General features: G+C 42.3%; 20 protein-coding genes. 2 read left to right on the forward strand and 18 right to left on the reverse strand.

Annotation, left to right across the window (positions count from 1 at the left end; all coding sequences use genetic code 11):
* Nucleotides 1–19: 19 nt before the first annotated feature.
* From L1286_RS11195 to L1286_RS11220, 6 genes are all read right to left on the reverse strand, one after another.
* Nucleotides 20–655: a DUF4255 domain-containing protein gene (locus tag L1286_RS11195; RefSeq protein ID WP_235407140.1), complete on the reverse strand. Its 636-nt coding sequence runs from the start codon at nucleotides 653–655 to the stop codon at nucleotides 20–22.
* 1 nt (nucleotide 656) lies between these two features.
* Nucleotides 657–2,618 carry an ATP-binding protein gene (locus L1286_RS11200; protein WP_235407141.1) on the reverse strand — a complete coding sequence of 654 codons (1,962 nt, stop codon included), beginning with the start codon at nucleotides 2,616–2,618 and terminating at the stop codon, nucleotides 657–659.
* A gap of 5 nt (nucleotides 2,619–2,623) precedes the next feature.
* Nucleotides 2,624–3,058 carry a hypothetical protein gene (locus tag L1286_RS11205; RefSeq protein WP_235407142.1) on the reverse strand — a complete coding sequence of 145 codons (435 nt, stop codon included), beginning with the start codon at nucleotides 3,056–3,058 and terminating at the stop codon, nucleotides 2,624–2,626.
* Nucleotides 3,055–3,570, reverse strand: coding sequence for a transcription termination/antitermination protein NusG (gene nusG / locus L1286_RS11210; RefSeq protein WP_235407143.1), 516 nt, complete (start codon nucleotides 3,568–3,570; stop codon nucleotides 3,055–3,057). The genes L1286_RS11205 and nusG overlap by 4 nt, the downstream gene beginning before the upstream one ends.
* A 324-nt stretch (nucleotides 3,571–3,894) precedes the next feature.
* A complete protein-coding gene (locus L1286_RS11215) occupies nucleotides 3,895–4,476 on the reverse strand; it encodes an RNA polymerase sigma factor (protein ID WP_235407144.1) in 582 nt (193 codons plus the stop codon).
* Between the two features lie 294 nt (nucleotides 4,477–4,770).
* Nucleotides 4,771–6,024, reverse strand: a complete 1,254-nt coding sequence (locus L1286_RS11220; RefSeq protein WP_235407145.1) for a hypothetical protein — start codon at nucleotides 6,022–6,024, stop codon at nucleotides 4,771–4,773.
* 210 nt (nucleotides 6,025–6,234) lie between these two features.
* Here L1286_RS11220 and L1286_RS11225 point away from each other — a divergent pair, with 210 nt between their 5' ends.
* On the forward strand, nucleotides 6,235–7,305 hold the full coding sequence (locus tag L1286_RS11225; RefSeq protein ID WP_235407146.1) for a DUF3083 family protein: 1,071 nt from the start codon (nucleotides 6,235–6,237) through the stop codon (nucleotides 7,303–7,305).
* Between the two features lie 32 nt (nucleotides 7,306–7,337).
* Here the strand turns inward: L1286_RS11225 and L1286_RS11230 are convergent, their stop codons facing one another.
* The 10 genes from L1286_RS11230 to sdhC all read right to left on the reverse strand — a co-directional run bounded on the left by L1286_RS11230 (nucleotide 7,338) and on the right by sdhC (nucleotide 20,462).
* Complete coding sequence (locus L1286_RS11230; RefSeq protein ID WP_235407147.1) at nucleotides 7,338–9,146, reverse strand: diguanylate cyclase domain-containing protein; 1,809 nt, start codon at nucleotides 9,144–9,146, stop codon at nucleotides 7,338–7,340.
* 99 nt (nucleotides 9,147–9,245) lie between these two features.
* Nucleotides 9,246–10,280: a hypothetical protein gene (locus L1286_RS11235; RefSeq protein WP_235407148.1), complete on the reverse strand. Its 1,035-nt coding sequence runs from the start codon at nucleotides 10,278–10,280 to the stop codon at nucleotides 9,246–9,248.
* A 333-nt stretch (nucleotides 10,281–10,613) separates the two neighbouring features.
* Nucleotides 10,614–11,486 (reverse strand): succinate--CoA ligase subunit alpha, encoded by an 873-nt coding sequence (gene sucD, locus L1286_RS11240; protein ID WP_235407149.1) that lies wholly within the window; start codon nucleotides 11,484–11,486, stop codon nucleotides 10,614–10,616.
* The gene (gene sucC, locus L1286_RS11245) at nucleotides 11,486–12,652 is read right to left on the reverse strand and encodes an ADP-forming succinate--CoA ligase subunit beta (protein ID WP_023399327.1); all 1,167 of its coding nucleotides are present in this window, start codon (nucleotides 12,650–12,652) and stop codon (nucleotides 11,486–11,488) included. Before sucC ends, sucD begins: the two co-directional genes overlap by 1 nt.
* A gap of 185 nt (nucleotides 12,653–12,837) precedes the next feature.
* Entirely contained in the window at nucleotides 12,838–14,325 is a 1,488-nt protein-coding gene (odhB, locus tag L1286_RS11250; protein ID WP_235407150.1) for a 2-oxoglutarate dehydrogenase complex dihydrolipoyllysine-residue succinyltransferase, read from the reverse strand.
* A gap of 10 nt (nucleotides 14,326–14,335) precedes the next feature.
* Nucleotides 14,336–17,149 carry a 2-oxoglutarate dehydrogenase E1 component gene (gene sucA / locus L1286_RS11255; protein ID WP_235407151.1) on the reverse strand — a complete coding sequence of 938 codons (2,814 nt, stop codon included), beginning with the start codon at nucleotides 17,147–17,149 and terminating at the stop codon, nucleotides 14,336–14,338.
* 88 nt (nucleotides 17,150–17,237) lie between these two features.
* The gene (locus L1286_RS11260; protein WP_063356399.1) at nucleotides 17,238–17,963 is read right to left on the reverse strand and encodes a succinate dehydrogenase iron-sulfur subunit; all 726 of its coding nucleotides are present in this window, start codon (nucleotides 17,961–17,963) and stop codon (nucleotides 17,238–17,240) included.
* Nucleotides 17,964–17,973: 10 nt separating this feature from the next.
* A complete protein-coding gene (sdhA, locus tag L1286_RS11265; protein ID WP_065788901.1) occupies nucleotides 17,974–19,746 on the reverse strand; it encodes a succinate dehydrogenase flavoprotein subunit in 1,773 nt (590 codons plus the stop codon).
* Nucleotides 19,747–20,094: a succinate dehydrogenase, hydrophobic membrane anchor protein gene (gene sdhD / locus L1286_RS11270; protein WP_235407152.1), complete on the reverse strand. Its 348-nt coding sequence runs from the start codon at nucleotides 20,092–20,094 to the stop codon at nucleotides 19,747–19,749. It abuts the gene before it with no gap.
* Nucleotides 20,085–20,462, reverse strand: coding sequence for a succinate dehydrogenase, cytochrome b556 subunit (gene sdhC, locus L1286_RS11275; RefSeq protein ID WP_235407153.1), 378 nt, complete (start codon nucleotides 20,460–20,462; stop codon nucleotides 20,085–20,087). The genes sdhD and sdhC overlap by 10 nt, the downstream gene beginning before the upstream one ends.
* 415 nt (nucleotides 20,463–20,877) lie before the next feature.
* Here sdhC and L1286_RS11280 point away from each other — a divergent pair, with 415 nt between their 5' ends.
* Nucleotides 20,878–22,164, forward strand: coding sequence for a citrate synthase (locus L1286_RS11280; RefSeq protein ID WP_235407154.1), 1,287 nt, complete (start codon nucleotides 20,878–20,880; stop codon nucleotides 22,162–22,164).
* A gap of 120 nt (nucleotides 22,165–22,284) precedes the next feature.
* Here the strand turns inward: L1286_RS11280 and yccX are convergent, their stop codons facing one another.
* Together yccX and L1286_RS11290 are read right to left on the reverse strand one after the other, a co-directional pair.
* Nucleotides 22,285–22,575, reverse strand: a complete 291-nt coding sequence (gene yccX / locus L1286_RS11285) for an acylphosphatase (protein WP_235407155.1) — start codon at nucleotides 22,573–22,575, stop codon at nucleotides 22,285–22,287.
* A gap of 98 nt (nucleotides 22,576–22,673) precedes the next feature.
* Complete coding sequence (locus tag L1286_RS11290) at nucleotides 22,674–25,340, reverse strand: TonB-dependent receptor plug domain-containing protein (RefSeq protein WP_235407156.1); 2,667 nt, start codon at nucleotides 25,338–25,340, stop codon at nucleotides 22,674–22,676.
* Nucleotides 25,341–25,415: the final 75 nt, after the last annotated feature.

A 25,415-nucleotide genomic window follows, 5' to 3' on the forward strand; every position in this document is an offset into this window, starting at 1 on the left:
TAAAACTGTTTTTAGAGACTTAAACGGATTTATTTTCCATATCTGTTTCAATCTCTTGGATAACTGGCAAGACATCTGGTGTGAATACCGGCACTGGTACAGATAGTGAGAGTAATAGCGTCGGTTTTGGGGTCGAGCCCAATGCTTGCCACACATGACCGCTGACTTTTTCGCTGTGCTCATTACCAAACAACTGTGTTCGAATACCATATGGCTTATCTTCGACGCCATAGTTGTTTAATATGTCTTCGGGTAAGAAGTCGTAAGCACCTAGCCCTGACAACAAATAGCTCAGCACCATATGCTCGAGCTCCGCGCTACCTGCTTCTGCTTTACTCCATACGGTTAACATGTATGTCAGTGACACAAATCTGGGCTCTTTTTGATAAACACGGTGTGTTTGAGCCGTATTTAAGTAAGTTCTGGGTGGCTCACTTTGCCTTCTTGTTACATCCTCAGCGATACCAATCAGATAACAATTTACAGTGGGTTCATCACTGACGGACTTATCAAAAAAATTTTTATCGGGTGCGACAAAACTCAATGCAATGGTTGAATCTTGTGCAGTACCAATATCAAGGTCCACCGACAAAATTCTTTCATTAATAAAGGTTTTGAGCGCTTGCTGCACTTTGTAGATAATTTTGGGATCCATTTTAATTTCCTTCTAACCAATCTCTAATTTCGTGTTGCGCCATAAAACCTTCATGCTGCTTTGATAGCTCTGTACGTAACGCTTTCGCAATATTTTCCTTACCAATCATCGGTCGTTTGAGCATGAGGCTTTTCAATAAGGCCGTTTCTGTAATATTGATAATTTGGGCTGCACTCAATTCAAAGCGCTTTGCCAAACCGTCCAGATCCGTCAATAGTTCTTCGCTGGCGTTGTTACCTAGCACGCGCTGCCATATGGCAAGTCGTTGAAGGTAATTAGGTAAGGTAAATTCCACAACACTATGAAAACGACGAATAAACGCATCATCTAGATTTGCTTTGAGATTGGTACTCAACAACAACAGTCCTGTGTAACGCTCCATTCTTTGCAGAAGGTAACTTACGCCCATATTGGCGTTTTTATCATGACTTGACTCAACCTGACTGCGCTTCGCAAACACCGCATCTGCTTCATCAAACAACAGCACCGCGTTGCTTCGTTGGGCTTCATCAAACAATTTAGCCAAGTGCTTTTCCGTTTCACCTATCCATTTACTGGCAATATTTGCTAAATTGACAACATACACGGGCAACTGCAACTCCCCTGCAATTGCTTCCGCAGCCATCGTTTTCCCTGTTCCTGGTCGACCCCAGAACAGTGCCTTACATCCTTCTGTAAACCTTGGTAATCGATGTTTCATTTCAGACTGGAAGTTGCAGCGTGCGACCAATTCCTGTAATTGCTGTAACGTGCTCTCCGCAAGTATCATATCGTCAAGGCAATATCTGGGCTCAATTAATGTTGCTAATTCTTGGGGGCCTTTTTTTTGTTCTAAAAGGCAAAGTTTGGCGAGTGACTGCCAATAATCTTCCCCGTCATTATGCAAAACTGCATGCTCGGCCAAAGATTGCATACGAGAGAGCGGGATTGGGTAACGTGTCGCTAAACGATATGCATGCTGCTTATCTTGCGGCGTAGGTAACGTGGCTGGGGATAAGGCTAGCCAGATATTCGCCAGCGTAGATTCATCAGGATAGAGCAGTGTTCGTACTTTGAAACTTTCACTTGACGTGTAAGGATCGCCGAAAAAACAACACACAATATTCGATTGGCTATCGAGTACGGGGGCAATTTCAGCGCTTGCATCAAATAGGCACTTTGCCCAGTGAGGCATGAGCACGACAACCTTTTTCTCGAACGCGGACAAAAACAGCTTCGTCAAGCCATGTTGCATTTGTCTGGGTGTTATACCTTCCTGTACGTCAGCAGATAATGTAGTAAATGACGCATTTTGGTTGTAGGCTAACTGTTCAACATACCAATGAACAAACTCAGCATCTCGATGTAACACACTGTTCAATTGATGTTTTACGATTTGCTCAGCCATGTCAGTTAGTGGTTTGTTAAGTAGGGGAAAAGCCTTGCCAACATCACGTTTTTTTAAAGGAGAAAAAATGCTCGCTTCGCCCAATGAGGGTTGCCCAGCCTGCAAAAAGCATAAGGCTTCAGGAGCGAGGTATAAGCCTTCTGTGAGCGCCAATGACGCTTTTGATTGTAAGAGGCCCCATTTTAACGCGTTGCCATAGTTCAATTCTGCACTTACTTTCGACTTTAAATAAGCATGCTTATGAGACAATACTAAAAGCTTATCGAGGCTTAGATAAGGCCCGTGCTCATACCAGGTCAAACCAAGGTAAGGTGTCAGACAATCAGGCTCAATAGCTTGAATAAATGCTAACCCTATCAGCTTTATTTCATGCTCTTCTAACTCAAAGCAAAAGCGCAGAAACTGAAATCGCTCAAGCTCAATTAGCTGCTCTAATGCCTGATGTAAACTCGCTAAATTTTTTGCCAAACTCTCATCATTACTTTGAAGAGAATCCCCCACCAAATAAAAACACTTCGCCAGCGCTCTTTCTAATTTGAATTGCGATTGACGTTGCGCAGACAAACTTGCAGCCATATTATTCACCCCGCCTTCATCATCATCGATAACTCTTCTTTTCTATCTAAGCAGCCCGGTATCCAGTTGGTATGCAAAATCTCATTTGCTGCGATCGTGAAGTCTTCAACGCACAGTGCTGCAAGCAATTTTCTCTGTGCTTTTAGACCACCTATGCGGATAGTAAAAGCGATGTTTAACAAGACCAGCTTTCGAACTTCACTCAGCTGATTAAATATGGGAAAAGCCTGACTAACTTCTTCTTGTAATTGCACGATATCGCGTTCAAGCATCCATTCGGCTTCATATTCGCTGACCCCTTGCTGATATAGGTTTCTGCCAAAACCAATCGACAATTCACCAAAGCAGTTTTTGGTTGGCACTGTGGCGAACCCTTCGTGGCAAATTAATTGAACTTTCAGTGCTTCAAGATTCTCCTGAGATATATTCCGATTGCTCATGACTCACTCACCATGCTAAGCATCGAAGCTGGAATAGACATCAACAGACTTTGATTTAACCCGTGCACATCAATTGCAAACAATGTGTTATTTTTAATCTCAACGAGATTACCACGATACCCACGTAAACTGCCTGTTTGAATCTCGACAGTCTGGCCGACCCTAAATTGATTCGAAGCAGGTTCGCACGAATACCCAGAGGCAATAATGCTTTTTATTTTAGCTATTTCATTGGCGTTTATAACACTAGGTTTACCATTAAATCTGATATATTCAACAAACCCGTTTATCCTTTTTATATAGTGATATTGCACCTCATCTAAATATACAAACACATAAGATTTAAATAGTGGTCTAGAGACTGATTTAACCCGATCACTCCATTGCCTTTTTTCTTCTATTAGGGGCAGGTAAACATCACAATCAAAAGCAAGTTTCTCAATTTGATCTGCAAACTTTTTCTCCATATTTGGCTTTGTATAAACCACATACCAGTTTTTATTTATTGTCATTATAAAATCCACGTACGCTCCGCCACATCACCCACGTAGTAGGTCAAGTGAAACTAGAGAAGTTATCTATACATGGTCAAAAATCGAAAAAGTGCTTTGACCACTAATGTAAACAACAGACGCGGTGAAATTAGTTTCGTGAAATAAATTTTTAAGTAGGAAAATTGGCAAGAGGAAAGTAAAAAAGGGTGGCTTAATTCAAGCCACCTCTTTAAAGGTTGGGCTATAGTTCAAAAACCTAGCGATAATAAGACGAAGCAATGTGACTTATGTGATTTTTAAATTGTCGTTTTAAATTTTATTTAAATATTCATTAAGCTCTATTTAACTAAGAACTCGATACTCATCTTTCAAGACAGATAAACGCTTTCGAGCGAGCTGCACCCGCTTTCTTACATTCTCTGGTGATAACTGTAATCGACTAGCTATTTCTGTATACTCCATTTCATACATAAATTTATACTGCATTACTAATCTAAGGTCTTTTGGTAAGATATCAATTTCTTGGAGTAATTTATTATAGAGACTGAGGTTTAGGTGTTCACTCTCTAAAGATGCTGATTGATTATCAGCAAAGTAAAATTGGTCAGGAAGTTCTGAAACGTGATTTACAATATCTTGATGTTTTGCATTCGCTCGATGCACATCCATACATAAATTGTGCGCAATTCGGCATAACCAAGCAAACTCGTTCTCAATCATAGCACTCGAGCGAGTGTACGCCTTAAAAGCTTTTTCACAGGTATGCGCAATAACATCTTCTATTTTATCACTATCATTTCTCAGCCAACGATAACAACAACTTAATAGTTTTTCTTTATTTTCTAACCAGAGTCTCCAAAACTCACTATGTCCTTCTAGCTGCCTTTGCTCTGCTGCAACTAACTCCCCTGTATGTAACATCATTTCTCCAATAAAAAAATTTATATCGGAGGAAAGACGGGGTCCCGACGACTCTGTGAAAACAAAATTAACACATTTTGTAAACCATTGTGTCTACGTTATTCAATATTTATATAAGTAAACACAACAAATTAAACAAAAAACAAAATCCTATCATCAAAACAAGGAAGTAATTACTCTAATTAAGATGAATTTTCACTTTATCTTGGCCTTTATTAGCTGATCACTTGCGAGTAACTATCAACTCAAATCGAAATTAAAAACTAAATTCATTTAGCCTGGGTAATAAAAATAATTCTATTTAATTGCCTGAATATTTGCCTTAATTTCATTCATTATAGAAGACACATCATGGCCTCTATGCGCCAATGAAAGTCTCAATTTTTGCCGATAGGTGCTCATCACAAACGCCAAACCAGCTGGAGGCAATGGCACGCTAAAGTTATAGACATCCACAATCTCATGCTCACCTAAGTGACTCAAGTCAAACTCCAATACACCTAAATTAGACAGGATCATATTTCCCTTAAGAAAAAGCTTTTTGTAGATATTTACAAGCGCCTTTAATGCTGTTCTCGGTAAAAGATTTATAGTAAACGCTTGGATTTTTTGCTGAGCCTCAAACGTTTTGTAGTTTTTTGACTTAACTTTATCCAAATGTTTTCGATAACCTATCAACCAGTTATTGCCACCACCGATATGAGATTCAAAAACAATAATGAGATTGTTATAAGCCCATTCAAGATTCCTTTTCGACCGGCTACGAATCGACATTGTTTCCAGTATACTTAATTTACTTTTTCCGCAAATTGATTCACTTAATATATGGTTAAGTGCTACGTTTACAGAAACTTGATTCTTCTTTGACCAATCGACCAGCTTTTTAGTTGCAGCTTCACCAAGATCAATGTATTCAACCTGCCAGTCCTCTGATATTTCACATTTCAAGTCAACCAACGAGCGACGACGAAGCAAGTTTGTAAGTAACCGTCCGGACGCTTTTACATAAGCACTGAAACCGCATGGCTCAAAGAGGCTATGGTCATTTTCAAATGCATTATCCACTACTTTTACGGCCTGAGCATTTAAGTGTGCATTTAGTTGTTCAAATAACAGGTATCCGCTTCTGGCATCGGATGCCGTGTGTGAAGATATGAACAACAATGCGCAATATTGCTGATAATGAATACAGACAAATTTGACAGGTGAAGAAGCGAATGGATCAATGACGTCATCAAATAGATACCTTCTAAGCGCACTGTGCCATTGCTCAAAATTTGCATAATTTTCTGACCAATCTAAAAACTTTTTCTCTGGTAGTAATTGACAATCATACTCCCAATAGTAACGGCAGCGTTTGCGAATAATACGACTTTGCATGATAGGATGACTTTTCGCGATTTGGTCGACAGCGTGTTCGAGTTGCTGGTTACTAGGCCGGCTTTTTAAAATTATCAGATCACATGAATTGCCATTGCCGTTGGCGTCAGCAAGCGCTAGAAAATTCAAAGCCCGTGCGCTAAGCGGGATAAGAGGATATGATTTATGCATAGAAGTTCCTTTTTTGAAAACAAACATTAAACAAGAATCATTCCTATGTCTACTGACTATTGTAAAATCGGATATAAAGGCGCAGATAATTGTAACTTTTTGTCTTTGACCTTCCGCAAGTAGTGTGACAATTATTGTTCTAGCGCAATAAAATCGTCATGTAAATTCAATAATATGAAGCCAATTAAGATGTATTGTTAAGGACTAGAAATGGCATCAATGAATTTACACCGCGTCTACATTCCCACAAATGCGCGAAATAATCACTATATATTGGCAGAGTTTAAACCAGATGACTCTTTTTACAGTCGTTTTGATGATTTAGATAGCGCATACCAACGACTCGGAAGAAAGCTGTTTGGTTTGTGTGATGAGTTTGAGCTCTACAACGTGCAGTTGATAGTCAATGATAAGCTGCCTGTTGTTCGCTATCACGAAGAGACATACAACTTACAAACCGATAAACAAATTTTATTCTTTTATAACCCCAAATATCACGAAGCGCATAAAATCTATAGCGACAAAGATCATAAGGCCCGTAAAATACGTTTATTATTCTTAGCGACCGGTGATGAATTACGTGCTAATGCAGCTGCATTTCACAGCAAAGTAAAACGTACCCTTGACGCATTGCAGTCTCTCTATGCTGACCAAAACATGCAGTTTCGCGTTCGCGATCACCAACATCTAACTTATGATATATTTTCTAAGATCAAAGGACATAGAGAAACATATGGATATAAACTACGTAGTCTATATCCTAGATATCAAGCAAGAAACTGTACATTGCCAGAAATGCACAGCGAAATCACATATGTTACGTTTTCAGTACCCATTACTCGCGCGATTAAAACAGATTATCAGCACTTATTGAGACCAGGTGACTATACTGGCTTTTATCAAACCATTGAAGATAAACTACTCACTATCTGTAGCCAGTTACAGTTAAGTCATGTTGGGTTCGTCGCAGATGGTAGAATGCCAATCGTAAGAAACAGCCAGATTGACAAATCAGATCATAATAGAGAGCTACAAAAACTCAGCTTTGATACATCACTAGAGGATGGTCAAACACATACTATATGGGACCCAGAGTATTTGTGCGAGGTAATGCACTTTGTTGTTGTCGCTAATGACAAAGACAATAAAGACGTAGGCTATGGCAAGTTTATGAATAATGTTGAAACGATGGTCAGGCGTTTTACAACACAAATGCCGATAAACCCTGAAAAGCAAGATATTACCATGCGATTCTTTCAGCACATAAGTTACACCTACTAAATAGAAATACCATTAATGTGCATAGGGGCGGGCTAAAATGCAACAACCTGCCCAGGCGCATTGCGCTTAACGTGTACCAAGCGACTCTCTAATTCAGCAAATATATTGCCAAAATCTCCTTCTTCAGAGCAAATCAACGCACCAGAAAAGCGGATATTTATAAGGTTCTCCTGACTTTTCAACGCAGTATTAAATGCAGACAACCGCTTTTGTAAGACCACTTTTTTCATTCCTTCACAAAGGATTACAAATTCTTCTTCACTGACTCGACAAACTAGGTCTCCGTCGTCTCTGAATTGCTTCAATATTAAATCAGCGACCGTTTTAAGTCGCTCCTCTTGACTTCGACTTTGCAACTCCGGGTCTCTGACACCTTCAAGTTCAATTAAGGCCATTGCATAATCTATAGCGCGATTAGACACGACTTCAAACTGCTCAACAAAATAGCGTCTGTTGTAAAGCCCCGTACCGAAGTCTTTGTAATTGAGCACTTCTGTCAGATTGCTCCTTGAGCGCCGGTAATAAGCGACCACAGCCAAGAGCGCAATGACAAGTAGCGCAATGACAATATAAGCTTTTATTAAATCGTGCTTTTTCAATTCTTCACGCTGTGACACTGCGGGAGAGTCACTATTAAGGGGCGACGACACCAATTGATACTTTTGACGCTGAGACTCTAACAGCCCATTGGTATAAAGCTCAGTTTTATTTTTTGATACTGCATCATTTTCTTCTAAAAATTTTACGTAGGTTCTTAATGCAGCTATTGTTTGGGGGAAATCCTGTTTAGCTTGATATACATCAGCTTCAATTTTCAGAGTCTGCCGAGTGTAACGATTGTTCAGTGCATTATCGTATGATTTGAGTAGTACTTTAGATAAACTAAGCTGCTCTAAAGCTTGATCAAATTGCTTAAGTTCCGAATAGGACAGCGCCAAGTTATTGTTTAATACAATTAAGTGAGCCGGATTAATTATTGCGTTTTCTTGTACCAACTGCGCACGCTGTAGATAACCAATTGCATCTTCAAACTCTTTTTTGTTCAGCGCAATTTTGCCTAAACCAGAAAGCCCCCAAAACTCATACCTAGGTAACTCCCTGACATGTGCCAGTTCATGCATTTCTTGATAACACTGCTCCGCCTTATCAATGAGGTTTGATCTCAGTAAAACTAAGCACATATTGTACTTCACAGGTAACCCGTCCAACAAATTTCCATTCGCGCGTGCTAACTCTTGTGCTTGATAAGCATAGCCAAGCGCTTTAACATAGAATTGAAGGGTCAAGTAGTAGGCAGTAAGGCTATCGTAAACCATTAATTTCGTTGTATCATCCACCCCAGCAGGGTTTCTTGAAATATATCCTTGTGCGGTTTGAAGTGACTTCAGGGCCAAATTATACTCTTCTCTCCACACCGAGATCACCGCTTCCATAGCATCTGTCCTAATCAATAAGTCTGACGCTTTTTGTTGTGTAAAGCTCAATCTCGCTTGTTTTATATACTGCTTAGCTTTGACTAACTCACCCTGCTCTATTGAAAAAAATGCGCGATACAAATACCAGTATCCTGAACTCAAGCTAAGTGGTTTTTCCTTAACATAGCCCTTTGCGTTATCATAAAACTGTTTTGCAGATTGAATGTCCCCTTTAAAGAAAGCAGCTCTGGCTTTAAGCGTAAGCCAGAATGCACGACTCACGCCCTCAGGTTTATCTTTTTCAGTCAGGATTTTAATCGGATTTTCAATAACGTGGGATTCAAATTCAAGTATCTGCTGCTTGGTCATAGCAGCAGATAAACCTGAAAATAGCCACAAGAAAAGGATAACAAACTGTAAACGCAAAGAGAAAAACCCTAGAACTTTATACTAGTTTTAACTGTAATCCTTAATTTCAAAATATACAATAAATTAAGTGCTATGCTGACACTGACATCGCCTGCATCAAGCAGTCTCATGTTCATTAGACATCATGCTTTTTCGCTTGTTGACATTGGTCGCTACCGACGTTTTCGTGCCTTCAACTTGTTGCATTAAAGCCTGTTTTTTATCTATGGGTAGCGTTAATTCCTCAGCGATCATCGACAATAACTGCCTGTTAGTATCCTGAGTAAGTGAAATACTCTCTTTGAGCTCTTTATTTTGTTGATGTAGCTGCTCAGCTAAATCAGCTTGTGTAAGCGCACTTTTGACTTTTTCTTTGGTTTTTTGATCCGAGCTTCCGAGTAATTGATTCAATACATCAACCAGTCGATTTAGCACACTGTAAATCACATCTGCAGCAAAGCCACCTAACAATGCAGCTAGCGGTTTATGAAAATCACTAATTGATGCATTATTATGTGCGAGATCAGTGGTTGGAATTAGCTCTGCAATGATTAACCCGGCCATAAAGCCCATAATAACCATTGACCAATATGTGGAGTCATATTTAGGGTCGTAATTACACTCTTTGATGTAATTACGAGACTTGTGCAAGCAAGCAAAGGTCGCGCCTAACCCCGCACAACATAACAAGAATAACTGATTCAACAGTAAGGTTTTTCCTTCTGAGTTAAACAGTCCTTCGTTAATTGTTCTTTGATTTACCTCAGGAGAAATCGATAACCCGATAATTGAAAGTAAGAAAAACACAGCCAGAACAGACATGTGTCTGACAAGTTTGACAGGTCCTAAAAACCTAATCCACCCAACGGAAGTTGACTCTCGGTCCATAATAGCAAGCGTCAACGGTTTCGCAGGGCATACCAATAAGGAAAGTTCTTTGTGGCACTTGGTTAACTCGGATAATTCATGCTCATAAAAACCAAGGCCCCCATCCAAAGTTGAACCTTCAGACTCTATCACATCTTGTTTTCGTTGAAGTTGATATACCGTATTTGGCATATAGCTGGGTATCGTTTTACCCTGCCCTGATGCATAGCGAATCATCACATCACACTCTGTTAACAAGTGACTTATGAAATCCTTTTGAGACATACTCTTACCTTTCAGTAATATGGGAGAGTGCGTTTATATCAGTTAACAATACTTAACTTCAAGTACATTTAGTTACGAATTAAAAAGATTTATGAGGATGAGTAACCGTATACGATAAACTTAGGAATAATTCAGTATTAGGTACAAATGATCTCGTATGTTAATTCTAGGATAAAATGAGTATCCCCTCTCCAAAGCAAGCCTTTGGTTGGTCGGTTGTGTTTTTAACTCTGGGGATCACGGCTCGCAGCAGAATTGAATAGCGAGGAAAAAACAGGGCACAAAAAATAAAAAAGGCTCCCAAAGGAGCCTTTTCCTGATTGGAATCGTAGATTACCAACCAGCTTTTTCTTTAAGTGCCGCACCGATCTCAGCTAGAGAACGAACAGTCTTAACGCCTGCTTCTTCTAGCGCTGCAAACTTCTCGTCAGCAGTACCTTTACCACCTGAGATGATTGCACCAGCGTGACCCATACGCTTGCCCGGAGGCGCAGTAACACCAGCGATGTAAGATACAACTGGCTTAGTCACGTTGTGTTTGATGTACTCTGCTGCTTCTTCTTCAGCTGTACCACCGATCTCACCAATCATAACGATTGCTTCAGTCTTAGAATCGTTCTGGAACATTTCTAGTACGTCGATGAAGTTAGTACCAGGGATTGGATCACCACCGATACCAACACATGTTGATTGACCGAAGCCAGCGTCAGTAGTTTGCTTAACTGCTTCGTAAGTAAGAGTACCTGAACGAGATACGATACCTACTTTACCAGGTAAGTGGATGTGACCAGGCATGATACCGATCTTACATTCACCCGGAGTGATAACACCTGGGCAGTTAGGACCGATCATGCGAACGCCAGTTTCTTCTAGTTTCACTTTAACATCAACCATATCTAATGTAGGGATGCCTTCAGTGATACAAACGATTAGCTCGATGCCACCGTCAATCGCTTCTAAGATAGCGTCTTTACAGAATGCAGCTGGTACGTAGATAACAGTTGCAGTCGCGCCTGTCGCTTCTACAGCTTCACGTACAGTGTTGAATACAGGAAGACCAAGGTGAGTTTGACCACCTTTACCTGGTGATACACCACCAACCATTTGCGTACCGTACTGGATAGCTTGCTCTGAGTGGAAAGTACCTTGACCACCAGTGAAGCCCTGACAGATTACTTTAGTATCTTTATTAATTAGTACAGACATTATTTGCCCTCCGCAGCAGCAACTACTTTCTCTGCAGCATCAGTTAGTGATTCAGCAGCGATGATGTCAAGACCAGAGTTAGCTAGTACTTCACGGCCAGCTTCAGCGTTAGTACCTTCAAGACGTACAACTACTGGTACGCTTACACCAACTTCTTTAACTGCACCAATGATACCTTCAGCGATCATGTCACAACGAACGATACCACCGAAGATGTTTACTAGTACTGCTTTAACGTTGTCATCAGAAAGGATGATCTTGAACGCTTCAGATACACGCTCTTTAGTCGCGCCGCCACCAACGTCTAGGAAGTTAGCTGGCTTACCACCGTGTAGGTTTACGATGTCCATTGTACCCATTGCTAGGCCTGCACCGTTAACCATACAACCAACGTTACCGTCTAGAGCAACGTAGTTTAGTTCGAAGCTTGCAGCGTGCGCTTCACGTGCATCTTCTTGTGAAGGATCGTGGAATTCACGGATCTTAGGCTGACGGAATAGCGCGTTGCCATCAACACCAATCTTACCGTCTAGGCAGTGTAGGTTGTTTTCGTCAGTGATTACTAGAGGGTTGATCTCTAATAGTGCGAAATCGTGATCAATGAACATGTTCGCAAGACCTAGGAAGATCTTAGTGAACTGTTTAATTTGAGCAGGGTTAAGACCAAGCTTGAAGCCTAGCTCACGACCTTGGTATGCCTGAGGGCCTACTAGTGGATCGATTTCTGCCTTGTGAATTAGTTCTGGTGTTTCTTCAGCAACTTGCTCGATTTCTACACCACCTTCAGTTGAAGCCATGAACACGATCTTACGTGAAGCACGGTCAACAACAGCACCAAGGTATAGCTCATTTGCAATATCAGTGCAGCTTTCTACTAAGATCTTAGCAACAGGCTGACCTTTTTCGTCAGTCTGATAAGTAACTAGGTTTTTACCTAACCAGTTTTCAGCAAATGCGCGGATCTCGTCTTTGCTATCAGCTAGCTTAACACCGCCAGCTTTACCACGGCCACCCGCGTGTACTTGACATTTAACGACCCACTTGTCGCCACCAATCTTACCAGCAGCTTCAACTGCTTCCTGAGGAGTGTCACAAGCGTAACCCTCAGATACAGGTAAACCATATTCGGCAAAAAGTTGTTTTGCCTGATACTCATGCAAATTCATGATGCTTTATCCAATTTTTTATACTAAAAAGGCTGAATATTTATGCAAATAATCAGCTATCCCAAATTGCGCCCATAGTATAGATCCCACGGCGTAGTAAGAAAACCCCAGTAAGACCAAAGGCGCAAAAAAAAAGCTGTATGTTGCTTTATTGCACTCATACAGCTTAAGATTTAATCTTTTGATTAAACGTCTAGAAGTAGACGTGTTGGATCTTCTAGTAATTCTTTAATTGTTACTAGGAAACCAACTGACTCTTTACCATCAATTTGACGGTGGTCATAAGAAAGCGCTAGGTACATCATCGGTAGAATTTCTACTTTACCGTTTACAGCCATTGGACGCTCTTGGATTTTATGCATACCAAGAATCGAAGACTGAGGTAAGTTGATGATTGGCGTAGATAGAAGTGAACCGAATACACCACCATTTGTAATAGTGAAGTTACCGCCCGTCATGTCGTCAACAGTTAGTTTACCGTCACGTCCTTTAAGCGCTAGTTCACGGATGCCTTTTTCAATTTCAGCAACTGATAGCTTGTCGCAATCACGTAGTACTGGCGTTACTAGACCACGTGGTGTTGAAACAGCGATGCTGATGTCAAAGTAATTGTGGTAAACGATATCATCGCCATCGATTGATGCATTTACTTCTGGGAAGCGCTTAAGTGCTTCAGTCACTGCTTTCACGTAGAAAGACATGAAACCAAGACGGATACCGTGACGCTCTTCGAATACGTCTTTATATTGCTTACGAAGATCCATGATTGGTTTCATGTTCACTTCGTTGAAGGTCGTCAACATTGCTGTTGAGTTCTTCGCTTCAAGAAGACGGTTAGCAATTGTCTTACGAAGACGAGTCATTGGTACACGTTTCTGTGTACGGTCACCAACTGGTGCCGCAGGTGCAGCTGCCGCTTTAGCAGGCGCTGCAGCTGGCTTAGCCGCTGGCGCTTTCAAGAATGCGTCCACATCTTCTTTAGTAATACGACCGCCTTTGCCCGTGCCTTTGATTTGTGCTGCATCAAGGCCTTTCTCAGCGATTAAGCGACGCACTGAAGGAGTAAGCACGTCTGCGTTCTCGTCAGATGCTGCTGGTGCTGCGTCAGATGCCGCTGGTGCTGCAGGTGCGCCACCTGCCGAAAGCTTACCGATAACCTGTTCGCCAAGCACTGTATCGCCTTCTGCATGTAGCTGCTCACCCATTACACCATCTTCAGGTGCAACAACTTCAAGAACTACTTTATCTGTTTCGATGTCAACTAGGTTTTGATCACGGCTTACTGCCTCACCTGGTTGAACGTGCCAAGTTGCGATTGTAGCGTCTGCTACTGACTCTGGAAGTACTGGTACTTTAATGTCCACTTCTTTACCTTCTGCTGCTGGCGCCGCTGCTGGCGCTGCTGGTTGTTCATTTGATTGAGCTGGCGCTGCACCTGCAGCACCTATTTGTGCAATTACTTGCTCACCTAGTACAGTTGCACCTTCTTCTTCAGAAATGGCAACGATTACACCATCTTCAGGTGCAACAACTTCCAAAACAACTTTGTCAGTTTCGATGTCAACTAGGTTTTGGTCACGGCTTACAGTGTCACCAACGCTTACGTGCCAAGTTGCTACTGTCGCGTCAGCAACTGACTCAGGAAGAACAGGAACCTTAATTTCGGTTGTCATCTCTTATTCCTTATTTCTTAATTGTTAATGCGTCAGCAATCAACGCGTTTTGTTCTTTAGTGTGGGTAGACATGTAGCCACAAGCTGGAGCAGCAGAAGCCTTACGACCTGCATAAGTCAGTTTTGCTCCACTTGGGATAGCTTCCCAGAAATGGTGTTGAGAACAGTACCAAGCACCTTGGTTCTGCGGCTCTTCCTGACACCATACGAAGTCTTTTACGTGTTGATAACGTGCCATAATTTCATCCATTTCCTTGTGTGGGAATGGATATAGCTGCTCAACACGTACAATTGCAACGTTGTTCAATTCAAGCTTACGGCGTTCTTGTAGTAGTTCGTAGTAAACTTTACCACTACAGAAAACAACACGTTCAACATTCTCAGGATTGATTTCGTCAATCTCGTCGATCATGTTGTGGAATACACCGTCTGAAAGCTCTTCTAAACTAGAAACCGCTAGCGGGTGACGCAGCAGTGATTTCGGTGTCATAACAATCAGTGGACGACGCAGAGGACGTACTGATTGACGACGCAGCATTGCATAAACCTGTGCAGGTGTTGTAGGAACACAAACTTGCATATTGTGGTCAGCACATAACTGAAGGTAACGCTCCATACGTGCAGAGCTATGCTCAGGACCTTGGCCTTCATAACCGTGTGGAAGTAATAAAGTCAAACCACACAAACGACCCCACTTCTGCTCACCAGAACTTAAGAATTGATCGAATACAACTTGAGCACCGTTAGCGAAGTCACCAAATTGTGCTTCCCAAAGTACCAAAGACGTGGGCTCTGCTGTTGCATAACCGTATTCAAATGCAAGTACTGCTTCTTCAGAAAGTACCGAGTCGTAAACTTCAAAAGTCCCTTGCTCTGGGCTGATATTTTGCAACGGCAAATATGTTGAAGCGTCGTTCTGGTTGTGAACAACTGCATGACGGTGGAAGAAAGTACCACGACCAGAGTCCTGACCCGTTAGACGAATATCAGTGCCTTGGTCAACCATCGTCGCGTATGCCAATGTTTCTGCCATACCCCAGTCTAGTAACTTGTCACCCTTCGCCATTGCTTTACGGTCATCGTAGATTTTCTTAACACGAGACTGTGCTTTATGGTCTTCTGGGTAAGTTGCAACCTTTTCACCAAGCTCTTTTAACTTCTCAACAGAAACACCTGTTTCGTAAGGCGTATCCCAATCATGGCCAACATACTTTGACCACTCAGAAGAGTGCTTAGTTTCTGGTTGAATTTCATCAACAACACAAACGCCATTGTCTAGACCATTTCGGTATTCATCTGCAAGCTGCTTTGCTTCTTGTGCAGATAAGACACCTTCAGCAACTAGCTTATCAGAATATAGCTGACGCGGGACTGGGTGCTTTTTGATCTTCTGGTACATTAGAGGCTGAGTTGCATTTGGCTCATCTGCTTCGTTGTGACCGTGACGACGGTAGCAAACTAAGTCGATAACCACATCGCGCTTAAATTTATTACGGAAATCTAATGCAACCTGAGTGACTAAAGCCACAGCTTCAGGGTCGTCTGAGTTAACATGGAAGATAGGTGCTTGGACCATTTTAGCGATGTCTGTACAGTACTCTGTAGAGCGCGTATCTTCAGGCTTAGATGTCGTGAAACCAACTTGGTTGTTAACAACAATGCGTACTGTACCACCTACGCCATATGCGCGCGTCTTAGACAGGTTAAATGTTTCTTGAACAACACCTTGACCTGCGATCGCTGAGTCACCATGAATCGTGATTGGCAATGCTTTTGAGCCACTTGCACAATCTAAGCGGTCTAGACGAGCTCTTACAGAGCCCATAACCACTGGGTTGACGATTTCTAAGTGAGACGGGTTAAACGCCAATGCCATGTGAACATCGCCGCCTTTAGTACCAAAATCAGAAGAAAAACCCATGTGATACTTAACATCACCAGAACCAGCAGATTCACCATATTTACCAGCGAATTCGTCAAACAATTCTTGCGGGTTTTTACCCAATACGTTAACAAGTACGTTAAGGCGACCACGGTGTGCCATACCAATAACGACTTCTTCTTGCCCGCTCTCGCCTGCTCTATGCACAAGCTCTTTAAGCATGGGTACTAACGCATCGCCACCTTCTAGTGAGAAACGTTTTGCACCTGGGAATTTCGCACCAAGGTATTTTTCTAGGCCATCAGCTGCAATCAAGCCTTGTAACAGGCGTAGTTTGTTTTCTTTGCTGAATTGAGTCTGTGAGAAACCAGCTTCTAAACGTTGTTGTAACCAGCGTTTTTCTTCTGTTGATGTGATGTGCATATACTCAGCGCCAACAGAGCCACAATATGTAGACTTAAGCGCTGCGTATAAATCTTTTAATTTCATTGTCTCTTTGCCACAGGCGAAAGAGCCAACATTGAATTCTTTATCGAGATCTACATCATCTAGATTGTGGTAAGCCAAGTCGAGTTCTCTCACTCGCTCTCGTTGCCATAAACCCAACGGGTCTAGGTTGGCATTCTGGTGGCCCCTAAATCTAAATGCATTAATAAGCTGCAACACACGCACTTGTTTTGCATCTGCCGCACCTTCTGCAGAAACTACTACTTCTCTGTGTTTGTTCTTAGCAAGCTCAGCAAATTGTGCTCTTACATCCGAATGTTTAATATCAACATCAACACCTTCAACTTTAGGTAGTTGATCAAACACTTCTCGCCATTCTTCTGGCACTGAAGCCGCATCGTCAAGATACGCTTCATATAAATCTTCTACATACGCAACGTTACCGCCGTATAAGTGAGAAGATTCTAGCCATGCCTTCATCACACCTTCGTGCATTTATTAGCCCTTTTCTCTAGCGCAGAAACTTTAACTTAAACGAAAACAAGATGGCATGCCCAGCATGCCATCTTAAGATAATAATGCTTTAAACCGAACGGTTTAATAGCATAGATTTAATGTGTCCAATCGCTTTGGTTGGATTCAAACCTTTTGGACAAACGCTAACACAGTTCATGATACTGTGACAACGGAATACGCTGAACGCGTCATCAAGACCAGCTAATCGTTCTTCTGTTGCTGTATCGCGGCTATCTGCCAAGAAGCGATAAGCATGAAGAAGTCCAGCAGGACCGATAAATTTATCTGGATTCCACCAGAATGATGGGCATGAAGTAGAACAACATGCACATAAAATACACTCATAAAGGCCATCAAGCTTTTCACGATCTTCTACTGACTGAAGACGCTCTTCGCCGCCTGTTGGCTTATCATTGATCAAGTAAGGTTTTACTTTCTCGTATTGAGTGTAGAACTGACTCATGTCAATTACCAAGTCACGAATAACAGGCAAACCTGGTAATGGACGAATGATAATTTTACCTTTGCCATTCTTTTGTAATGCTGACAACGGAGTAATACATGCAAGGCCATTTTTGCCATTCATGTTTACACCATCAGAACCACATACACCTTCACGACACGAACGACGGAACGAAAGAGTAGAGTCTTGCTCTTTCAACATTAACAGTGCGTCAAGCACCATCATGTCACGCCCTTCTTCAACCTCTAGTTTGTATTCCTGCATACGAGGTGCAGTATCTACATCTGGGTTGTAACGATAAACAGAGAATTCTAAAGTAGCTGTTGCCATCGTTTAACTCCTAGTACGTACGAGCTTTAGGTGGGAATGCTTCACGAGTCGTCGGCGCAAAGTTTACATCACGCTTTGTCATTGACTCGCTCTCAGGGTGGTACATTGAGTGACATAGCCAGTTTTCGTCATCACGATCTGGGAAGTCAAATCTCGAGTGCGCACCACGGCTCTCAGTACGGAAGTTTGCAGCAACCGCTGTTGAGTATGCTGTTTCCATTAAGTTGTCTAACTCTAAACACTCGATACGTTGTGTATTGAATTCAGTTGACTTGTCGTCAAGGCGTGCATACTGAAGACGTTCACGGATTTCTTTAAGCTCTTTAAGGCCATCCGCCATTGAATCACCCTCACGGAAAACCGAGAAGTTAAGTTGCATACACTCTTGTAAGTCTTTCTTAATTTGTACTGGATCTTCGCCTTTACCAACTTCTGACGTTTCCCAACGATTGTAGCGTGCAAATGCCGCATCAACGTCGTCTGTAGAAGCTTCACCAGTCGATTCGAAGTCTTTCAGGTAAGAACCTAAGAAGTTACCCGCAGCACGGCCGAATACAACTAAGTCTAGCAGTGAGTTACCACCTAGACGGTTTGCACCGTGTACAGATACACATGCAATTTCACCTACCGCGAACAAACCTTCTACGATACGCTCTTTACCGTTTACATCAACGTCAAGTACCTGACCGTTAACGTTTGTTGGCACACCACCCATCATGTAGTGACAAGTTGGAATTACAGGGATTGGCTCTTTAGCTGGATCAACGTGCGCGAAAGTCTTAGACAGGTCACAAACACCAGGTAGACGAAGGTTAAGCATTTCTTCGCCAAGGTGATCAAGCTTAAGTTTAATGTGAATTCCCCAAGGGCCTTCACAACCGCGACCTTCACGAATTTCTGTCATCATTGCACGTGCAACAACGTCACGACCAGCAAGGTCTTTCGCGTTAGGCGCATAACGTTCCATGAAACGCTCGCCATCTTTGTTTAGAAGGTAACCACCTTCACCACGACACCCTTCAGTTACTAGCGTACCCGCGCCTGCAATACCTGTCGGGTGGAATTGCCACATTTCCATGTCTTGCATGCCGATACCAGCGCGCACAGCCATACCAACACCGTCACCAGTATTGATGTGAGCATTTGTTGTAGATGCATAGATACGACCAGCACCACCAGTTGCAAGTACGACCGCCTTAGACTTGAAGTAAACGACTTCGCCAGTCTCGATTTCAATTGCAGTCACACCAACAACGTCGCCCTTGTCATTTTTAACCAGATCAAGTGCATACCACTCAGAGAATACGTTGGTTTTATTCTTAACATTCTGTTGGTAAAGACAGTGAAGAAGTGCGTGACCTGTACGGTCAGCTGCCGCAGCAGTACGTGCTGCCTGCTCGCCACCAAAGTGCTTAGACTGACCGCCGAAAGGACGTTGATAAACACGGCCATTCTCGAAACGAGAAAATGGTAGACCCATGTTTTCTAATTCAGTGATCGCCTCAGGACCTGTTTTAGTCATGTATTCGATAGCGTCTTGGTCACCGATGTAATCAGAGCCTTTAACAGTATCGTACATGTGCCATTCCCAATTATCTTCATGAGAATTACCTAGCGCTACAGTGATACCACCCTGCGCAGATACAGTATGAGAACGCGTTGGGAATACTTTTGAAATAAGCGCACATGTCTTTCCAGACTCAGAAATCGCTAGCGCTGCACGCATGCCTGCGCCGCCGGCGCCAACAACTACAGCATCAAATTCACGGACATTATATTTCACTTAAACACCCCACAGAACAAACAAACCAACAGCAACGTAAGCAAGTGCCATTAGATTCAATACAAAGCCTAAAACTGAACGCATTGTTGAACACTTAACGTAATCAGTTAGTACTTGCCACAAGCCAATACGAGTATGAACCATTATACAAATTAAAGTAATAATAGTTGCGGCTTTCATCGCTAAGCTGTCGAACAACCCAGACCAAGCTTCATACGTTAATTCAGGAGTTAATGCTAAATATCCAACAATAAATACAGCGTACGCTGCAATGATTAATGCTGTAGTGCGTAGTGATACATAATCTTGTACACCATCACGTTTAAGAGTTGCTTGATTTAAGACCATATCCACACTCCACCAAGGATCGCAACGATTACCCACAGGACGATTGCAATTTTAGCACTTGCATTGCCAGACTCTAGCTCTTCCCAATGCCCCATGTCTTGGATCATGTGACGGATACCGCCAATGATGTGGTAAGACAATACAGCGAAGGTGCCCCACGCAATAAATTTGGCTATAAAGCTTGTCATAAGCTCTTTCACAAATTCAAAACCTTCAGGAGAAGAGAGAGATTCAGACCACGCCCAAATGACAAATGTCAGCGCGAAGAACAACGCGACACCAGTGACACGATGCAATATCGACGCCTTTGCCGTTGGCGGCATAGATATAGTCGTAAGATCTAGATTTACAGGTCTTTGCTTTTTCACAGTTACTTGCCCATCTTTGCTCGATTAGAGCTTCATCTACTTGTTTTTATCAACCCACTTGCACGACATGCACAAATGGCACACTCTAGATAAACCTGTTTAAACACTTAAAAGATCACTTGCCTGTAAAACTTCGATGTAAAAATAGGTTTACCCACAGACGACACGGTATAAAACCGTTGACAGTATATAAGGCTATCCGTGTTTTTACAATTCTTGTTTAGTTTGAGACGCTTGCGAATTAGCCAATGGTATAATATTTAATCTGCTTAGAATATTTATTATACATTTTTGCATAATTCCGAGAAAAATTGACTTTTCACCCCATTTATAAGTTACAATGATCTGAATTTGCTTAACATTAGTATCACAACATAACAATCAGAATGTTGTTATTTCATAGGAGATAAGATAGATGGCAGATAAGAAAGCCACAGTCCATATTGATGGGCACGATCCAATCGAACTACCGATCCACTCTGGCACAGCCGGCCAAGACGTTATCGACGTTCGTACGTTAGGTGCTCACGGCTTCTTCACATACGACCCTGGTTTCATGTCGACTGGCTCTTGTGAATCATCTATTACTTACATCGATGGCGCGAAGGGTGTACTTTTACACCGTGGCTATCCAATTGAACAATTGGCAGAAAACTCAAACTACATTGAGCTTTGTTACCTGCTACTTAACGGTGAATTACCGAACAAAGACCAGCTTGAAAGCTTCTCTGACGAGATCACGCGTAACACTATGATGCACGAGAAAATCGCAGCGTTCTTCCAAGGTTTCCGCGTTGATTCTCACCCAATGGCAATGCTTTGTGGTGTCGTCGGTGCTTTGTCTTCTTTCTACCACGACGACTTAGACATTTCAGATGCAGAACAGCGTATGCGTTGTGCAACTAAACTCGTTGCTAAGCTGCCTACAATTGCAGCTATGGCTTACAAATACAATGTAGGTCAGCCGTTTGTATACCCACGTAACGACTTAAGCTACGCAGAAAACTTCTTACACATGATGTTCTCTGTACCGGCTGAAGAATACAAAGTGAGCCCTGTACTTGCAAAAGCAATGGACCGTATCTTCATGCTTCATGCTGACCATGAGCAAAACGCGTCTACATCTACAGTGCGTTTAGCGGGCTCATCAGGCGCTAATCCTTACGCGTGTATCGCGGCAGGTATTGCATCACTTTGGGGTCCTGCTCACGGTGGCGCAAACGAAGCGTGTTTGAACATGTTAGAAGAAATTGGCTCTGTTGACCGTATCGATGAATACGTCGCTAAAGCGAAAGACAAGAGCGACCCTTTCCGTCTAATGGGCTTTGGTCACCGTGTGTACAAGAACTTCGACCCTCGTGCGACAGTAATGCGTCAAACATGTCATGAAGTACTAGAAGAGCTGAATATCCAAGACCCACTTTTAGACGTTGCAATGAAGCTAGAGCAAATTGCATTGGAAGACCCATACTTTGTTGAAAAGAAACTATACCCTAACGTAGATTTCTACTCAGGTATTATCTTGAAAGCGATTGGCATTCCTACAAGCATGTTCACTGTGATCTTTGCTATGTCTCGCACAGTTGGTTGGATTTCACATTGGAACGAAATGCTTTCGCAAGCAGGTCACAAAATTGGCCGTCCACGTCAGCTATACACTGGTTATACTGCACGTGACTATGAGGATCAAGGCGAACGTTAATCATCGCTTTGACCAGAAAAAGGGCCTAATGGGCCTTTTTTTTCGCTCAAAATTTAGCCACAACAAATATTCGTACACGATTCCTTACACTTAATGCTGCCGAAAAACTTTTGCTCAAAACTAAAGAATTTCAAAGCCTGAGTAGCTTTTTTGTTCAACTTTTTGTTCTATGACGTTCTCTACTTTTGCCATTGTGGGACCACTGCTGAGCCAAATCGCCATTTCAGATACACTGCCATCGAACCCATGTACCACCACCTCAACACTTCTGTCCGGTAAATTTTTAGCGAATCCGGATAACCCGAGTTTTATGGCAATTTGTTTAGAGTGATACCTAAACCCAACACCTTGAACCACACCCGTAACAATAAATTTAGCAGTTTTCATCATATAACTCGTATGCTTCATCATAGTGACTAGCTTAGTTTCCAAAGTGATGAAATTGAAATTTTTAAAGAAAAAGGCCCCAAATGGGGCCTTATATTAGAACAACAATCGCGTACTTCTATTTAGAACTTATAAGCAAACTTTACGTACGCTTGACGCCCAAGAATACTATGCGTCTTGTTATCAACTCCCATAGATTCTGACGGTGCAAAAGGTGCTTCTTCATTGGTTAGATTTGAAGCACCCAGTGTGACTGTAAGTTTGTCATAGCCGATATATGTCACACTTGTATCAATTGTGGTCCACGAATCAATTTCAAACTTGTTGCCTTCACTATCAGCTAAGTCATTGTATGAGTTAATATAGTTTACACTGACATTTGCAATCCAATCATCAAGTGCCCAATCTACTCGCGCATTCCAACGAAGATCTGGGTGTTGATACTCGCCGTTTTCATCGATGATAACTGATACAGAATTACCATCTTCATCTGTTCGAATTAGCTCTTCATCAAAGTTCAAGACATAAGTGACGTTATAACCAAACTTGAACTCACCTAAACCTTGTGTTTCGAGCCTGTACTCAAGATCAAGGTCAATACCATCCGTTTTGCGGCCACCGATGTTGACGAACGTGTCGTTGATTTGGCGAATTCGCCCTGGTGTGCCACCCGTGCTCGCCTCTCTTATTACCAAGTTTGGATCATCACCACAACAATCCACGATATCTTGTGCGCCAATTTTCTTAATTAGGTTTTCTTGATCATAGTTCCAGTAATCAACGCCTACACTAAAGTCGTCCGTAGCCTGCCAAATAACCCCAAGGTTATAGTTTGTTGACTCTTCCGGTTGTAGATTTTTGTTACCAGCCACTTCTGCCGTATATTCGAATGGCTCACAATCTAGTGGGTCTTTAGTAATAACACAACGATCTCTGTCGATCACGCTTGGCGATTCATCAGTTCTACCTAAGTGGAGTTGAACGAGAGAAGGCGCTCTGAATGCAGTCCCCCAAGAGCCCCGAACTACGATTTCGTCTGTGGGTGTCCAACGAAATGCAACTTTCGGATCAGTTGTGTTGCCAAAGTCACTGTAATCCTCATATCTTAACGCAAGCTGTAATTCCAAGTTTTCAGTAGCTGGTACATTAAATTCAGCAAATAACGCAGTGTTGTCTCTGTCACCATTTGCTTGTGTCGCTTCAGTACCAAAAATTTCGTTGTTTAAATACTGGCTATCAGGATTGTCTTCAATTTTTTCATAGCGATGCTCTAAACCAAATGCCGCTGCAACATAGCCATCCCCGAACTCGAACAGCTCACCCGAAATAGTGGCATCGAATGACTGCATGGTAGATGCACCATATCGCGTTGTGGTCGTTTCGATTTTGTCCAACACCGCTTGGCTGTTTTGACTTGGTTCAAACGGGTTCCATTCACCACTGTCTATTGCCGCTTGCGCTCTTAACTTGTTCGGGAAGCCGTCAAAGCCTTTTTCTACTGCACTTGAGCGGATTGCTGAATAAGCGAATTCCCAGTCCCACTCTTTAAACTCACCACGCATACCCATTACCGCGCGATAATATTCAGAGTCTACATCTTTTTTACGATTGCCAATATCAACCGTACGACGACGCATCGAAATATCTACGCCGTGCAAGAAATGATCGGGTAATGCTGCAAGTGGATGATTGGGGTTGTCGCCGGCCATGGTTAATTCTGTAAAACTTGGGCTAGCTGCACCTTGAATAAAAGTAGAAGTATGTTGTGCAGAAAACTCAGCAAACCCCTCTACGCCGTCCATGATTTCTTGAACACCATTGTAATTAAAACTAATACGCTCGGTAGAAGGGATCAGCGTCATATGTGGTGCATAGTCATAGCGGCAAATATCACCAATAATCATATTTTCCGGACATTTATCATTGCCCCATACATCGGCAAAAATAGTTTGTCTCACTTTGGTGCCATCATCTTCAACACGCGTTACTGGTAAAGCTTCCCATTGCGCGTCCGTAAGTTGACCTCTTACAACTTCAATACTGCCTGGAAAGCCTGATGAACTTAGCGCGTTATTACCGCCTCTGAACCTTTGATCAGCCGTTGAGGCATAGTCACGGTCCGCGTAAAATACATCACCACGTTTGAAATAATCGAGTGAGAAATTATGGTGGCCTTTGTCTGTTGAACTTCCCCAAAGTAAAGTAAAGTTCTCCTCTTCTGCACCACCATCGGCCGTATCAGAAATTTTACCTGCAACTTCAAATCCATCAATATCATCACGCAAGATAATATTAATAACCCCGGCAACCGCATCCGAACCATAAGTAGCAGAAGCGCCGTCTTTTAGTACGTCGATTCTTTTCACTGAAGATACCGGAATGGTATTTAAGTCAACAAATGAAGTCTCAATGTCTTTTGCAAATGGACTTACAGCAACACGGCGACCATTAATCAGTACCAATGTTGAAGAAGCACCTAACCCACGAAGTGCGACACTCGAACCGCCATTGGCTGTATCGTCACTTGAGTTACCTTGGGTACTGAATGTACCAGCGCCTGCAACAGGCAGTTTTTGTAATGCACCGATCAGATCTGTAGACCCTGTCGCTGCTAAGTCACCTGCTGAAATGGTTTGTACTGGTGAAGGCCCCTCTAAATCAGAACGCTTGATATGTGAACCAGTCACTTCAATACGTTCAACCTCAGATTCATTTGCATTTGCGATACTTGCTCCCCCAAGCAATGCAATACTAACTGAAGATGCTATTAGCGTAATCCCCTTTTTCATTATCTTTATTCTCCGTAGTGTATAAAACATCTTTTTAACTTTTATAACACACTAAAAAAACAATAAAAACAACAA

This window comes from Pseudoalteromonas sp. SMS1, assembly GCF_021530565.1.
GTDB lineage: Bacteria > Pseudomonadota > Gammaproteobacteria > Enterobacterales > Alteromonadaceae > Pseudoalteromonas.